This is a genomic window from Halobacillus sp. GSS1, assembly GCF_017307035.1.
GTDB classification, from domain to species: domain Bacteria; phylum Bacillota; class Bacilli; order Bacillales; family Halobacillaceae; genus Halobacillus; species Halobacillus litoralis.
In genome coordinates this window covers 58,083-72,320 of sequence record NZ_JAFLHE010000002.1, presented here as the reverse complement: position 1 = coordinate 72,320, position 14,238 = coordinate 58,083, and the positions used below count along the sequence as shown (strand labels likewise).

Annotated in this window: 14 protein-coding genes; 3 read left to right on the top strand and 11 right to left on the bottom strand. The window is 46.2% G+C overall.

Annotated features, from left to right (window positions below):
• Window positions 1-33: 33 nt before the first annotated feature.
• The 8 genes from leuD to ilvE all read right to left on the bottom strand — a co-directional run bounded on the left by leuD (window position 34) and on the right by ilvE (window position 9,384).
• A complete protein-coding gene (gene leuD, locus J0K78_RS06790; RefSeq protein WP_206945983.1) occupies window positions 34-639 on the bottom strand; it encodes a 3-isopropylmalate dehydratase small subunit in 606 nt (201 codons plus the stop codon).
• Between the two features lie 4 nt (window positions 640-643).
• Window positions 644-2,056, bottom strand: a complete 1,413-nt coding sequence (gene leuC / locus J0K78_RS06785) for a 3-isopropylmalate dehydratase large subunit (protein ID WP_206945982.1) — start codon at window positions 2,054-2,056, stop codon at window positions 644-646.
• 21 nt (window positions 2,057-2,077) lie between these two features.
• On the bottom strand, window positions 2,078-3,184 hold the full coding sequence (gene leuB / locus J0K78_RS06780; RefSeq protein WP_206945981.1) for a 3-isopropylmalate dehydrogenase: 1,107 nt from the start codon (window positions 3,182-3,184) through the stop codon (window positions 2,078-2,080).
• Between the two features lie 16 nt (window positions 3,185-3,200).
• Complete coding sequence (locus J0K78_RS06775; RefSeq protein WP_160912135.1) at window positions 3,201-4,745, bottom strand: 2-isopropylmalate synthase; 1,545 nt, start codon at window positions 4,743-4,745, stop codon at window positions 3,201-3,203.
• Window positions 4,732-5,763 (bottom strand): ketol-acid reductoisomerase, encoded by a 1,032-nt coding sequence (gene ilvC / locus J0K78_RS06770; RefSeq protein WP_160912133.1) that lies wholly within the window; start codon window positions 5,761-5,763, stop codon window positions 4,732-4,734. Before ilvC ends, J0K78_RS06775 begins: the two co-directional genes overlap by 14 nt.
• Before the next feature lie 24 nt (window positions 5,764-5,787).
• The gene (ilvN, locus tag J0K78_RS06765; protein WP_089654003.1) at window positions 5,788-6,309 is read right to left on the bottom strand and encodes an acetolactate synthase small subunit; all 522 of its coding nucleotides are present in this window, start codon (window positions 6,307-6,309) and stop codon (window positions 5,788-5,790) included.
• Window positions 6,306-8,021, bottom strand: coding sequence for a biosynthetic-type acetolactate synthase large subunit (gene ilvB, locus J0K78_RS06760; RefSeq protein ID WP_206945980.1), 1,716 nt, complete (start codon window positions 8,019-8,021; stop codon window positions 6,306-6,308). Before ilvB ends, ilvN begins: the two co-directional genes overlap by 4 nt.
• 460 nt (window positions 8,022-8,481) lie before the next feature.
• Window positions 8,482-9,384 (bottom strand): branched-chain-amino-acid transaminase, encoded by a 903-nt coding sequence (gene ilvE / locus J0K78_RS06755; protein ID WP_160912129.1) that lies wholly within the window; start codon window positions 9,382-9,384, stop codon window positions 8,482-8,484.
• Between the two features lie 508 nt (window positions 9,385-9,892).
• On the opposite strand from ilvE, the gene J0K78_RS06750 reads away from it, so the two are divergent.
• Window positions 9,893-10,006: a YjcZ family sporulation protein gene (locus J0K78_RS06750; protein ID WP_206946283.1), complete on the top strand. Its 114-nt coding sequence runs from the start codon at window positions 9,893-9,895 to the stop codon at window positions 10,004-10,006.
• A gap of 195 nt (window positions 10,007-10,201) precedes the next feature.
• Here the strand turns inward: J0K78_RS06750 and J0K78_RS06745 are convergent, their stop codons facing one another.
• The 3 genes from J0K78_RS06745 to J0K78_RS06735 all read right to left on the bottom strand — a co-directional run bounded on the left by J0K78_RS06745 (window position 10,202) and on the right by J0K78_RS06735 (window position 11,818).
• Window positions 10,202-10,540 carry a hypothetical protein gene (locus tag J0K78_RS06745; RefSeq protein WP_206945979.1) on the bottom strand — a complete coding sequence of 113 codons (339 nt, stop codon included), beginning with the start codon at window positions 10,538-10,540 and terminating at the stop codon, window positions 10,202-10,204.
• Entirely contained in the window at window positions 10,524-10,709 is a 186-nt protein-coding gene (locus J0K78_RS06740) for a hypothetical protein (protein ID WP_206945978.1), read from the bottom strand. The genes J0K78_RS06745 and J0K78_RS06740 overlap by 17 nt, the downstream gene beginning before the upstream one ends.
• 869 nt (window positions 10,710-11,578) lie before the next feature.
• Window positions 11,579-11,818 carry a ferredoxin family protein gene (locus J0K78_RS06735; RefSeq protein WP_206945977.1) on the bottom strand — a complete coding sequence of 80 codons (240 nt, stop codon included), beginning with the start codon at window positions 11,816-11,818 and terminating at the stop codon, window positions 11,579-11,581.
• A gap of 292 nt (window positions 11,819-12,110) precedes the next feature.
• Between J0K78_RS06735 and J0K78_RS06730 the strand changes: the two genes are divergently transcribed.
• Window positions 12,111-12,965: a thermonuclease family protein gene (locus tag J0K78_RS06730; RefSeq protein ID WP_242517752.1), complete on the top strand. Its 855-nt coding sequence runs from the start codon at window positions 12,111-12,113 to the stop codon at window positions 12,963-12,965.
• A gap of 243 nt (window positions 12,966-13,208) precedes the next feature.
• On the top strand, window positions 13,209-14,222 hold the full coding sequence (locus J0K78_RS06725) for a TAXI family TRAP transporter solute-binding subunit (RefSeq protein ID WP_206945976.1): 1,014 nt from the start codon (window positions 13,209-13,211) through the stop codon (window positions 14,220-14,222).
• Window positions 14,223-14,238 lie beyond the last annotated feature (16 nt).

The following is a 14,238-nucleotide window of genomic DNA, read 5'->3' as shown; positions in this document are numbered from 1 at the left end:
ATTGTTCCTGTGCATCCATTACTTTAGCTAGCGTTAAGAAATCCCCAACGTCTTCACTCCTTTGTTTTGTTTTTCGTACTGGTCGATTTTGTCTTCATACGTCAAAGTGACAGCAATTTCATCCCAGCCATTCAAGAGCATTTCTTTGTGGTAGGACTGAATTTCAAAGGACACTTCCAAGTCACCGTCATCAATGATCTGCTTTTCCAAATCGACCTTCACTTCATACTTCTCTTTCGTAGCCTTTTCCATCAGCTGATCTACAACCGGCTTCGGCAACTGGATCGGGAGGATTCCGTTTTTGAAGCAGTTGTTGTAGAAAATGTCGGCGAAACTCGGGGCGATGACCACTTTAAAGCCATAGTCCTGAATCGCCCATGGTGCGTGTTCCCTGGAGGAACCGCACCCGAAGTTTTCACCGCCGACAAGAACAGAAGCCCCGTCATACTTAGGGTCATTCAAAGAAAAATCTTCCCGTAGTGTTCCATCCTCATTAAATCGCCAGTTGTAGAAGAGAAACTGGCCGAACCCCTGGCGTTCAATCCTTTTCAAAAATTGCTTCGGAATGATCTGGTCTGTATCTACATTGGATCGATCCATAGGGTAAACCAGACCTTGGTGTTGTTTGATCGGTTCCATCTCTTCACCCTCCTACCGTACTGGCGTATTTTCTGACATCGACAAAGTGACCTTCCAATGCAGCCGCTGCTGCCATTTCCGGACTGACGAGATGAGTACGGGCACCATTTCCCTGGCGTCCCTCGAAGTTCCGATTGGAAGTGGAAGCACAGCGTTCGCCAGGTGGGACGATGTCATCGTTCATGGCAAGACACATACTACAGCCGGCATCGCGCCATTCAAATCCTGCGGTCAAGAAAATAGTATCCAAACCTTCTGCTTCTGCTGCATCTTTGACGGATTTGGAACCAGGAACGACAAGAGCTCTCACTCCTTCATGAACGCGGCCACCACGCACAATTTCAGCCGCTTTGCGCAAATCGCTTAATCTGGAGTTTGTGCATGAACCGATGAACACGTGCTCGACAGGAATCGATTCGATGCTCTGGTTCGCCTCAACCCCCATATATTCGATGGCACGTTCGATACCATCACGATCCTCTTCCACTGAATCAGGATCAGGGACGCGGCCACCGACAGGAACACATTGGGAAGGGTTCGTCCCCCATGTCACCTGTGGCTCAATCTCGTCTGCATGAATGGTAAGCGTCTGATCATATTCGGCACCTTCATCAGAAGCTAAAGCGAGCCATTGTTCAGCTGCTTCATCAAAAGCTTCTCCTTCCGGCACATAGCGTTTGCCTCGCATGTAATCGATCGTCGTTGCATCAGGACTGATCAATCCAGCTCTTGCTCCTGCTTCGATAGACATGTTGCATACCGTCATGCGTTCCTCCATTGAAAGATTCCGGACCGCTTCACCGGTGTATTCGATAACATGACCTGTGCCAAACCGGACACCATACTTACCGATAATGGCTAGGATTAAGTCCTTCGCAGTAACGCCTGTTCCAAGCACCCCATCCACATTGACTTGTAAGGTTTTCGGTGGTGCCTGCCATAAGGATTGAGTCGCAAGCACATGCTCCACCTCACTCGTACCTATTCCGAAAGCCAGTGCACCAAACGCGCCATGCGTGGAAGTATGACTATCCCCACAGACGATCGTTTTTCCCGGTTGAGTAAGCCCAAGTTCAGGCCCGATGACGTGTACAATTCCCTGGTCCGGGTGGTTGATGTCCGCCAGGCGAACTCCGAATTCTTCGCAGTTCGCTTTCAAGGTTTCCATCTGTTTCTTGGAAACTTCATCTTTGATGACATTCCGATGGACCGTCGGTACGTTATGGTCCATCGTCGCATACGTACGATCCGGTCTTCTCACTTTCCTTCCGGCCATCCGCAATCCTTCAAACGCCTGGGGAGAGGTCACCTCATGAATCAGATGCAAGTCGATGTAGAGGAGATTCGGCTTCCCTTCTTCTTCATGGACGACATGCTGATCCCAAATTTTTTCTACAATCGTTTTTGGATGACTCATTCCGTTCCGCTCCCTTCCTGATTATACGTAACAACGCATGATATTTTCTGTGGTATCACTTGTGCTGATTTGATCGACTACTCGTCGAGCCAATTCACTTCCACTGACGACGGTACCCCCGACGAGATCGATATCTGCCGTGTGGTATCCTTCATTCAATACTTCCTTTACAGCCGCTTCCACTTGTTCTGCTTCCTCTTCCATTCCGAAAGAATGCTTCAACATCATGGCTACAGAAAGAATACTGGCGAGAGGGTTCGCTTTATTCTCTCCAGCGATATCAGGAGCAGAACCGTGCACCGGTTCGTAAAGTCCGACGCCTGTTTCATTTAAACTGGCAGACGGCAGCAAGCCGAGCGATCCCGTCAATACAGAAGCTTCGTCACTCAAGATATCTCCGAACATATTCTCTGTCACAATGACATCAAAATAAGCGGGATTCGTTACTAACTTCATTGCAGCGGCATCCACAAGCATATGTTCAACCTCTACATCTGGGTACTGCGCTTTTTTATCTTCCACAACTTCCCGCCACATCCGGCTAGACTCGAGAACATTCGCTTTATCGACAGATGTGATGTGCTTTCTCCTCATTTTGGCACTTTGGAAAGCCTGCTCGACGATTCTTTCAATCTCCTGTCGATCGTATGCCAGCGTATCCACAACCGAATTCCCATTGTTACGTCGTTCCCTTGGTTCACCAAAGTACAACCCTCCGGTCAACTCACGGACGATCAATAGATCGCTTCCCGCGACAACTTCCTGCTTCAAGGGTGATGCATGGAGCAACTGTTGAAACGCTTTGACAGGACGGAGATTCGCAAACAAGCCCAGTTGTTTGCGGATCCCGAGCAGCCCTTTTTCCGGCCTCATATGACCAGGAAGCTGATCCCACTTCGGACCACCGACCGCTCCAAGGAAAATGGCATCTGCTTTTCTTGCAGCTTCGACTGTATCCTCCGGGAGAGGTGTTTCATGATTGTCGATAGCCACTCCCCCGATGTCATGATTCTCAAAAGTAAAGTTGTGCTGGTATCGATCTGCGACCGACTGCAACACATTTTTTGCTGCTTTTGTCACTTCTGGACCGATTCCGTCTCCTGGCAAAAGTACGATATGTTTTTCCATGTGCATCCCCCTTTAGTTATACTTGGACTTTTTGGTAATTCACCATTTTACTTCTATATAATGTGCGGTTCACAGCGTTCAAGAAGGCATGAGCCGATGCTTCCAGAACATCCTGCGCAGATCCCCGGCCGGACGCTTTGACTCCATCAACCGTTAGTTGAACGTGGACTTCTGCTAAAGCGTCGCGTCCTTTACCGATGGAACTCAATTGATAGTCCTGCAAATGAACATCTGCATCAATCAAGTCATCCAGCGTATTGTAAATCGCTTCGACGCTTCCTTCACCGGTATTGGCTTTCTCGACTTCTTCACCATCCGGTCGTGTCAAAAGGACGGTCGCTGTCGGACGATTGATGCTGCCATATTGAACCTGGAAGGCTTTCAACTCGTATTTAGGCTGATCTTCGTTTTCCGTCTGAGTATCTGTCAAAATGGCGAATAGATCATCATCCGTCACTTCTTTCTTCTTACCTGTCAGTGTCTTGAATGATTCAAAAGCTTCCTTCAGCTTGTTTTCGTTAAGATCAAATCCGAGTTCTTCCGCTTTTTGTTTGAACGCATGCCTCCCGGAGTGTTTTCCTAACACCATTCGATTGGAATCGATGCCAACCATCGCTGGGGTGATAATTTCGTAAGTCGTGGACTCCTTCAGCATGCCGTCCTGATGGATCCCGGATTCGTGAGCAAAAGCGTTTCGTCCCACGACGGCTTTGTTGCCTGGCACCTGCATGCCGGTCAGGCGGCTGACAAGATCACTGGTACGTTTGATTTCTTTCAGGACCAGACCTGTTTCAAAATCAAAACGATCTTGGCGGATCTTCAATGCGACAGCAATTTCTTCAAGCGCTGCGTTTCCAGCACGCTCGCCAATTCCGTTAATCGTCCCTTCGATTTGTCTCGCTCCGTTTTCAATGGCAGCCAAGGAATTGCTTACCGCCATTCCCAAATCATCGTGATTGTGGGTCGACAAGATTGCCTTGTCGATGTTGGGTACGTTCTCTCTTACGTATCGGAAAAGACGGCCAATTTCGTCAGGTGTGGTAAAGCCAACCGTATCCGGCAGGTTGATAACACTCGCTCCTGCGTCTATCACCTTTTCAATGATTCGGACGAGAAAATCTTGATCGGATCGTAGCGCATCTTCTGCGGAAAACTGCACGTGTGGAAACTTCTCTTTCGCATAAGCGACCATTTCCACTGCTTTTTCCACCACCTCATCGGGTGTCTTCTTCAGTTTGTGAGTCATGTGGATCGGGGAGGTAGCGATAAACACGTGCAACCTTGGCTCCGCTCCGCCTTTTAATGCTTCCCATGCAATGTCAATGTCACGTTTGTTGGCTCTCGCTAAGCCAGTTACCGAGCAACCACGGACGGTATCAGCAATCTCTTTGACCGCTTCAAAATCGGCTTGAGAGGAAGCGGGAAAACCCGCCTCCATGATATCTACACCTAAACGTTCCAGCTGTTTGGCAATTTCCACTTTTTCCAAACGATCCAAATTGACACCAGCGGATTGTTCTCCGTCTCTCAAGGTTGTATCGAAAACATTAACGTGAGCCATGTGTGACCACATCCTTTTCTTTGGATTGGGACTTCTTGACGAACGGCATCAGTTCACGGAGCTCTCTACCCACCTTCTCGATTTGATGATTGTTTTCGCGCGCATTGATCGCGTTGAATTCTGGACGGTTCACCTGGTTCTCCAAGATCCATCCCTTGGCAAACTTCCCTGTCTGGATGTCTGTCAGTACATCTTTCATGCGTGCTTTCGTACTTTCATCAACGACGCGTGGACCGGATACGAAGTCACCCCACTGGGCTGTATCGGAGATGGAATAACGCATACCCTCAAGTCCGCCTTCGTACATCAGGTCAACGATCAATTTGAGTTCGTGCATACATTCGAAGTAGGCTACTTCCGGTTGATATCCGGCTTCTGTCAGCGTTTCAAAACCAGCTTTCACAAGACTTGAAAGTCCTCCGCAAAGGACGGCCTGCTCACCGAATAGATCCGTTTCCGTTTCTTCCTGGAAGGATGTTTCAAGGACGCCTGCCCGGCCACCGCCGATTCCTTTCGCATAAGCAAGGGCAATTTCTTTCGCTTCCCCAGTGACGTCTTGCTCGACACCAATCAGTGCCGGTACACCTGCGCCTTCTTCAAACGTACGGCGGACAAGGTGTCCTGGTCCTTTTGGCGCTACAAGGAACACATCAACATCTGATGGAGGAACAACCTGGTTGAAGTGGACATTAAATCCGTGAGCAAAGGCCAGAGCAGCGCCGGACTTCAAGTTCGGTTTGATGGACTCTTCATAGACTCTCGGCTGATATTCATCCGGCAGAAGAACCATGACTACGTCAGATTCCGCTACAGCATCGGCAACACTTTTCACTTCAAGTCCGTCCTGTTCCGCTTTATCCCAGGACTTACCTTTACGAAGACCAACAACAACGTTATGTCCGCTTTCCTTCAAGTTTTGAGCGTGGGCATGACCTTGAGATCCGTACCCTACAACAGCTACCTTCTTATTTTTTAGTACCTCGTCTTTGATATCGTTGTGATAATATACGTGTGCCATTTTTACATCCATCCTTTCGGGAAATTATTTTAATAGAGAGTAAGATTTGAATTCTGCTACTTGCGGCTGATGACCGCGGGTGAATGCGGTTAAGCCTGTTCTGGCAAGTTCTTTTATGCCATAAGGCCTTAACAGATCGATGAGCGCATCGACCTTATCCGATTTACCTGTCACCTGAACCGTGACGCTTTCTTTACTAACATCAATGATTGATGCACGGAACGGTTCGATGATGCCCTGGATTTCGCTGCGGATCTGTGGGTTGCTGATCACTTTCACCATCGCGAGCTCACGGGCGACAATCGCTTTATCTGTGATATCGGAGACTTTCAGAACATCGATTTGCTTGTTCAGCTGTTTAGTCAGCTGCTCGAGCTTGCGGTCATCCTCCACTTCCACGACGAACGTCATTTTCGAGACGCCTTCGGTCTCCGTACGTCCGACAGAAATGCTTTCAATGTTGAATTGCCTTTTGGCAAGTAATCCTGTTACTCGGTTCAGCACTCCGCTTCGATTATGGACGGTTGCTGTGACGATTCGCTTCATCGTTTCACCCCAATCATTTCGTGTAGTCCTTTTCCTGGTGCAATCATCGGATAGACATTCTCTTTTTGAAGGACACGGCAATCAATGACTGCCGGTTGGTCATCCCCCAGTACTTTAGGCAATACTTCTAAAAGTTCTTCCTGGGTTTCAATCTTATAGCCTGGGACTTGATAGCTTTCTGCTAGTTTCACAAAGTCCGGCTGTACATCGATGATGGATTCTGAGTATCTTTCACTATAAAACTTCTCCTGCCACTGCCTTACCATCCCTAACGCCTGATTGTTGACAATGAGCACTTTGACAGGCAGTCGACGTTCCTGCAGAACCGACAGTTCTTGAAGCGTCATCTGAAAACCACCGTCTCCGACAACAGCTACGCAAGTGGAATCCATGTCGGCAAGCTGTGCTCCGATAGCTGCCGGGAACCCATAGCCCATCGTTCCAAGTCCGCCTGAGGTGACCCAGCGGTTCGGCCGGTCAAATTGATAATATTGGGCGGCCCACATTTGGTGCTGCCCGACATCTGTCGTAACAACCGCCTCTCCCCCGGTATATTCATAGACTTTCTGCATGAGCCATTGAGGAACAATGAGTTCATCCGGCTGATCGTGCCAGAGTGGATAATCGATTTTGTTCTGACTGATTGCATCCATCCACCCTTTGTGGTTCAGCCCTTTCACAGTCTTAGCGTTTAAAGCTTCCAACGCTGCTTTACCATCCGATACGATAGGAATGTGGGTCGGAATGTTTTTTCCAATCTCAGCAGGGTCAATATCAATATGAGCAACCATCGCGTTCGGTGCGAAGTGCTTTAGATTACCTGTCAGTCTGTCGTCAAAACGTGAGCCAATATTGATCAGCAGATCGCATTCGTATAGAGCGGTGTTTGCGGAATAGGTTCCATGCATCCCAGCCATTCCAAGGGACAAATCACAGGAACCCGGGTAACTTCCAAGTCCGAGTAGCGTAGTCGTAACAGGCAGTTGATAGTTTTGAACAAAGGTTTTCAACTCTTCTGAAGCACCGGCATGAATAACACCAGACCCTGCAAGTACCACTGGTTTTTTTGCTTCCACCAGGGCGTCGTGCAATTTGCTGATCTGAAGTGGGTTCGGCTTGACTGTCGGCTGATAGCCCGGCAAATGAAAGTCACGCTTTACTTCCTTTGCATAAACCGTTGAACTGATGTCTTTCGGTATATCCACAACGACTGGCCCTGGTCTTCCTGTCGTCGCGATATGAAAAGCTTCATTCACAATTCTTGGCAGGTCCTCAATCTCCTGAACTTGGTAATTATGTTTGGTAATTGGAGTCGTAATCCCCATGATGTCTGATTCTTGGAATGCATCGGTTCCGATGACACCTTTCGCTACCTGACCGGTAAAAATAACGAGTGGAATGGAGTCCATCATCGCATCCGCAATCCCAGTAACTAAGTTTGTCGCTCCTGGGCCGGACGTTCCGATTACAACTCCCGCTCTTCCGGATACCCGGGCATATCCCTCTGCTGCATGAATCGCTCCTTGTTCATGTCTTGGTAGAATATGATCAAAGCTTCCTTCCGCCCGGTAGATGGCATCATAGATTGGTAAAACTGCGCCACCTGGATATCCGAATAACGTTTCGACACCTTGACCGATTAAAGCTTCTACGAGCAAATCGGCTCCTGTCTTCGTCGCGGTCTGCTGTTCCGCACTTGCCTGTGCCTTCATTTTTTCATCCCTCCTGTATTGACCCTATCTTTTTATGAAAAGCGGCAGTTGCTATTGGTGCCTTTCCGCTTCAAACCTTTCGCCTTTCGAACAAAAAAGAGACCTTCTTCCTCCTCAGATTCCTGCAACACAACAACAGTGTCGTAAGAATATGAGGGGTGAAAAGGTCTCTCTTTACTTCCACGGTACCACCCTCATTCGTGAAGCTATTCGTATTAAGCTCCACCTCATGGGATTCAATATGAACCCCTTTTGATAACAGGTGCGGTGAGACACCTGGTCCCGCCTACTGGATGAACGTTCGGCGTGGACACTCAAGGATGATGTCAGAATAAGATGTATTTCCGGGCTTCCAGCAACCCCGGCTCTCTGGGAATACATGCACTTATTCCTTTATTCCTTTCATCGTGTTCATGTGATTTATTTTTCAAATGCCTCAACTCTGCTCGGCGTTCCTCTACTAACTAACGTTCGCTTGATCTTTGCTGTACACTTTGTATCCATCGGTAGTTGTTACTTTTCTGAATTCTGAAAGCAAGTGGTTTGTGACAACACCTGGCTTCCCATCTCCAACTTTTCGCTGGTCGACTTCCACAACAGCGATCACTTCTGCCGCTGTCCCTGTCAAAAATACTTCATCAGCGACGTAGACATCGTGTCTCGTAAACGGCTGCTCCTTGACTTTGTAGCCTTTTTCTTCAGCTAAATCGATGATGGCGTTTCTTGTGATCCCTTCCAAAGCACCTAGATAAGTCGGTGGTGTCAAAATCGTTCCATTCTTCACGATGAAGATGTTGTCAGCAGAACCCTCGGTCACATAACCTTGGTCATTCAGCATAAGCGCTTCATCAACGCCAGCCTGATTGGCTTCCATTTTCACAAGGATGTTATTTAAATAATTCAACGATTTCACTTGGGGCGGTAACACGTCCGGGCGATTTCTTCTGCTTGATACAGAAGCTAGCCGGACCCCGCGTTCATATAATTCTTTCGGGAACAAAGCGAGTGCTTCAGCAATGACAACCAAGCGGGGATTTGCACAGCTGGAAGGGTCCAGACCCAGATTACCGGCGCCTCTTGAAACGACGACACGGATATATGCGGTTTCCAACTGGTTGCGGCGGACGGTTTCAGCAATAATCTCTTCGAGTTCCTCCTTGCTTTGTGGAATCTCGAGCATGATCGACTTCGCTGAATCATAGAGACGGTTCAAATGTTCATCAAGCTTGAAAATGTTGCCTTCGTATACGCGAATCCCTTCGAACACCCCATCTCCATATAAGAAACCGTGATCATAAACGGAAACGACGGCTTCTTCTTTCTTCACGTATTCGCCGCTCATATAAATCCATTGGCTGCTCATTTTCAGCACTCCTTTCTTTTATAGTTTAATGTTTGAAATGACTAAAGAATGATAAAGAAAATGTGGACCCTTCTGGTAAGTGGTGATCTTACATTTTCAGGGTCCCAATCTCAGGTCTTTCGCATGAATCAACCGGACGATTGAAGTAATCGATGTGGTTGATTGAGGACTACTTTAAACCCATTTCGAGGGAAGGTCAACAGGTTTTCAGCAAATTTTCTGAACACTCTAAAGATTCGATAAACAAGTGAAGCGCTTACACCGTTGGGAGGCTTGGCATCACGTGTCTTTTTCTCTTTTCTTTTTTTCTTTTTTATCTCAAATGAGGCGAAATTCAGTAAAAAATATTCAATCATCAGCAGGGTACTAAAGGGGCCATTCAACTTCTTTTTATAAAACGCTTTCTGTCAAAGAATGTCTCAAATTAATAAAAGTAGACATTCGCCCTGCCTTCGAAGCCTGTCCCCTCATACTGTGTCGTATAGGATTAAAAAAGGTGGTGAAAGATATGGGCTGGTATGGTGGCTGCGGAGGATACGGCGGTGGATACGGAAGCACTTTCGTATTGATCGTTGTATTGTTCATCCTTTTGATTATCGTAGGAGCATCTTTCTACAACTAAAAAACCTTTTCGTGTGAACCACCTTTACCCGTTATAAGTGGTTCACACAAAAGCGGATGGTATTAAAACACCTTTCCGCTGATCAGGTGTGTATAAAAAAGAACCAGAGGTCATCACCACCTTCTGGTTCATTGTTCGTTATCTTTGCAATTGAAAGAATTCGGGAGAAAAATTGTTTTCTCAATATAGGTTTGGTTATAATAGACGTCGAGACATATTCTCTACAACCTCTACCTGTAGAATGTCTCCCTCTTTCAAAACCAGAGCGTCTACGCTCTGGCTTTTTTTATGTACACCAATGTTTATTATATCACTATAATGAGCATACTCTTTTTTGTAGGTCGGTTTCATCAAGTATTTCATCGCCGCACACCGGCCTGCATAGTAAGCATAGGTAGGATATCCATGATTTTCAACGATAACGATGAAACAAAATAAAAAAAGAAGCGATTCGCCAATGATAGATGGCCGGTTCGCTTCTTTTTTTATGTAACGCCCATTATGGAATGGCTGGGTTTTAATTTTCCACCGCACTTTCTCTTTGATACTCCAAGTTGATGAAAATCTGCTGCAACTCAGGCAAAGTCATCTCCATCGTCCTTTTTCCAAAGGCATCCTCTGTGTAACCTAAATCCCGCAATTGATCAATCAAATAGAACCTCTCTTGATATGAACCTTCGGGGGGATAAACTGACGTGAGCATCCAATCAACTCCTGCACAAAGATTATTTTATAAGTTCTTTCTATTCTCATACCCCTTATTCCTCTTTTAAATCACACAAAGTTATCTAAATTATCTGATTTTAATAAAAAGAATTAATGAGATCCTCTCAAAGAAGCGGCAAATTAAGGATCTTTAATAAGTTCTTCCGATTTATTAAATTTTGTTAAGTTCTATTTTCACATAAGTTCCCGATTGTGGAAGACTCAGTTTCGAGATTTTTGTGTGATTCTAGAGGCTCCGGGATACGGTTCGCTTTCCATGGGGCGGGCGGTGAGCCTCCTCAGGCTATGCCTTCCGGGGTCTCACCTGTCCCACACGTCCCATAGGAGACTCACCGTTTCCCTCCGCCTCTTGACCTTATAAGTGTCTCGAAACCACTTCTAAAAGGGTCAGCTTGAGTGGTTGAGGGAAGTGGATAATTCGAACACCTGTATTCATAAGTAAGGTTCCAAACCTTCTCCCCAATGCGGGCATATAGTGCGTTCTATCAAGCATTTGCGTATGCTAAACGTCAACGAGGTAGAGTTTAAATCTTCACTTCTCATATCCATACAAGCTGATTTTTTAGTAGTGGTTTCGAGAACGTTTTATAATAAAGGGGCGGAGGGGAATGGCGAGACTCATGCGGGGAAAAAGTGCTTGGTGAGACCCCACAGGACGCAGTCCGAGGAGGCTCACCGCGCTCCCGCGGAAAGCAAGTCATTCCCCGCAGCACCCATCCACTCAACAAAAGTCTCGAAATTGAGTCTTACACAATCCTGCCATTTAGTTGAATAAGTTATTTTTAGAGATTCTGTAGCACCAAATAATAGAGCAAATAAAAAAAGCCCATGAGAGGGCTTTTTTCTTTATATGTTGCCGAAGAACTTTTCCGCTTTTTCCAGATACGGCTCTTCCTCGGGCGTGAGCTCATACTCTTCAACAATCGCATCTACCGGACACACCGATACACACGCGCCGCAGTCTATACAAATATCAGGGTTGATGTAATACTGGTCTTCCCCTTTTTCAATACAATCAACAGGACAAACGTCAACGCATTCGCCGGCTTGTTCGCCCTGGCACGGTTGTGTAATGACAAATGCCATATGTATCTCTCCCTATTTCCTTAATATATCTAGTTTCTCGAAAAGCAGGTGGTTTTGTCAATCTTTGTCCTACATTTTTCTCAAATCTCAACGGACAGATCGAATGATAGGACAAAGGAACTCCTTTGTACCTTTGTCAAAGGAAGTAGAGGCTAGTAGAATAAAAACAGGTGAAAGGCCGGGACGGTGATGAAAACGCAAGAAGTCTGATTTACGAATCTATTTTTTTACTTGTTGTTTATCAAACAATCCTGTCTCAGCTCTTTTGATTGAAAAGGAAGGAGGGATATCCATGTATTCATGGATACGGCCTTTTCGTGGTCTTATCGTTTTGCTGGTCCTCTCTATTTCCATACTTACCGGTTGTACCGACACCAAGCCTGAAGAAATGTCTGAAAGTCAAAACGAACACTCCCAAGATTCTGTAGAAGGTGCTTTCATAGAAAAAGAAGATGTTGCACCTATAGAAAAAGAATCTAACGCTTCCGGAGAAGAAGAAAAAATGCCCGGAGATGTTGGTGGGACCGTTACGAATGTAGTAGACGGAGACACCATAGACATTATGATGAATGGCAAAGAGGAACGTGTTCGTTTGTTACTTGTCGACACGCCCGAAACCGTTCATCCAGACAAGCCTGTCCAGCGGTTTGGACCTGAGGCAAGTGAATTTGCAAAAGAAAAGTTGTCGGGGAAAGAAGTACGTTTCGAATATGACGGGCCGAAGCGCGATCATTATGACCGGCTTCTTGGTTATATTTGGGTGAACGGAAAGAATTTCAACCAGCAATTGCTAGAGAAAGGGCTTGCTCGATATGCTTATGAATATGATCCACCTTACGTTCATTCAGCATCTATGAAAAAAGCAGAGACTCGTGCCAAACAACAAGAAAAAGGAATTTGGAGCATCGACGGTTACGTTACGAACGAAGGATTTACCGAAAGTGAATCAATGAGTTCAGAGGAGTTGCCAGCCTCCTCCTTTGAGGGTAATCTCCCTTATGACCCGCACGGACCAGATCGGGACTGTGGTGACTTCTCATCACAAAAAGCAGCACAAGCTTTTTATGAAGCTGCTGGAGGACCTGCTCAAGACCCCCATCGGTTAGATGGAAACGATCAGGATGGACTTGTTTGTGAAAGTTTATAAAGGAATCCAAAGAAGGATGCCAAATAAGGGCTTCTATCATTTTGGTTCATTAGAGAGGAGCTCTTACGAGGAGCTCCTTTTTCTTTTATCCCTCTCTGGGTTTCAATCGTCTCAATTTTTGTAATATTATTGTAATTCATCCACAAACAAGGTAAAATCATGTAAATATAAGGAACTTTTTGATTTAAATGGGTGAAAAAGAACCTTTTAAATCAATCCAATTTCATAATAGGGGGTCTTCAAATGAAAAAGTATTCATGGCTAATGTTCATTCTTCTCTTCACTGTAAGCCTTTTCTTGAGCGCTTGTGGTGAAAGTGGGACAAGCGGTTCCTCAGGAGAGGACAGCGGAAGTGATGGTGGCGAAGAAATGACAAACCTGACAATGGGAACAGGTAGTGTCGGTGGAGTCTACTATCCGCTGGGAGGAGAAATGGCAAACCTCTTTGCAGACAATATTGATATGGAGGGTTTTGACGTTAGTTCCGTTGAATCTGGAGCTTCTGTTGAAAACATCGCCAAAATCCAATCGGGGGATTTCCAACTGGGGATTGCTCAGAATACGACCATGATCAATGCGGTTGAAGGAATGGGTGAATTTGAAGGTAAAGATGTCGGAAATGTCGGCGTCATCGGTTCCCTATATCCTGAGGCACTCCAAGTGGTCACATTGGATTCTACAGGTATTGAGTCCATTGAAGACCTAAAAGGAAAAAAAGTAGCTGTCGGACCTCCAGGCGGGGCAACTCGTGAAGCGGCTGAGATGGTTCTTTCTGCGTACGGCATCGAAGAAGGGGACTATGAAGCGTTTGAAGAAGGTTTTGGAGATGCGAAAAGTAAACTTCAAAATAATACGATTGACGCCTCTTTCGCTGTTGTAGGAGTCCCTTCCTCAACGACAGATGAATTAGAAGCGGCTACAGGAGAAGTTAAGTTTCTGAACATTGAAGGCGATGCATTAGAAGAAGTGACTTCCAATAGTCAGTACGAAGCTTATACAGTCGAACCTGGTACGTATGAGTGGCAGGAAGAGCCTGTTGAAACCATTACTGCATTAGCTCTGCTTCTTGGTTCAACAAGTCAGGTCAGTGAAGATCTAGCATATGAAATGACGAAAACACTTTATGAAAATGCTGGGGATATGTCGATCGCTCAAGCGAAGCTGATCACGCAGGATAGTGCCTTGACAGGGGCTCAAGAACTTCCGCTTCACCCTGGATCAGAAAAATATTTCAAAGAAGCAGGCATTTTAGAATAAAGGAAGCGGAACGGAA

Bases quoted from the DNA above. Each gene is read 5' to 3' on its own strand.
- ilvE (WP_160912129.1), bottom strand. From the start codon at position 9,384: ATGAGCAGCCAATGGATTTATATGAGCGGCGAATACGTGAAGAAAGAA.
- ilvC (WP_160912133.1), bottom strand. From the start codon at position 5,763: ATGGCACACGTATATTATCACAACGATATCAAAGACGAGGTACTAAAA.
- J0K78_RS06775 (WP_160912135.1), bottom strand. From the start codon at position 4,745: ATGGCTCACGTTAATGTTTTCGATACAACCTTGAGAGACGGAGAACAA.
- ilvN (WP_089654003.1), bottom strand. From the start codon at position 6,309: ATGAAGCGAATCGTCACAGCAACCGTCCATAATCGAAGCGGAGTGCTG.
- J0K78_RS06735 (WP_206945977.1), bottom strand. From the start codon at position 11,818: ATGGCATTTGTCATTACACAACCGTGCCAGGGCGAACAAGCCGGCGAA.
- leuB (WP_206945981.1), bottom strand. From the start codon at position 3,184: ATGGAAAAACATATCGTACTTTTGCCAGGAGACGGAATCGGTCCAGAA.
- J0K78_RS06750 (WP_206946283.1), top strand. From the start codon at position 9,893: ATGGGCTGGTATGGTGGCTGCGGAGGATACGGCGGTGGATACGGAAGC.
- J0K78_RS06725 (WP_206945976.1), top strand. From the start codon at position 13,209: ATGAAAAAGTATTCATGGCTAATGTTCATTCTTCTCTTCACTGTAAGC.
- J0K78_RS06740 (WP_206945978.1), bottom strand. From the start codon at position 10,709: ATGCTCACGTCAGTTTATCCCCCCGAAGGTTCATATCAAGAGAGGTTC.
- J0K78_RS06730 (WP_242517752.1), top strand. From the start codon at position 12,111: ATGTATTCATGGATACGGCCTTTTCGTGGTCTTATCGTTTTGCTGGTC.
- ilvB (WP_206945980.1), bottom strand. From the start codon at position 8,021: ATGAAGGCACAGGCAAGTGCGGAACAGCAGACCGCGACGAAGACAGGA.
- leuC (WP_206945982.1), bottom strand. From the start codon at position 2,056: ATGAGTCATCCAAAAACGATTGTAGAAAAAATTTGGGATCAGCATGTC.
- leuD (WP_206945983.1), bottom strand. From the start codon at position 639: ATGGAACCGATCAAACAACACCAAGGTCTGGTTTACCCTATGGATCGA.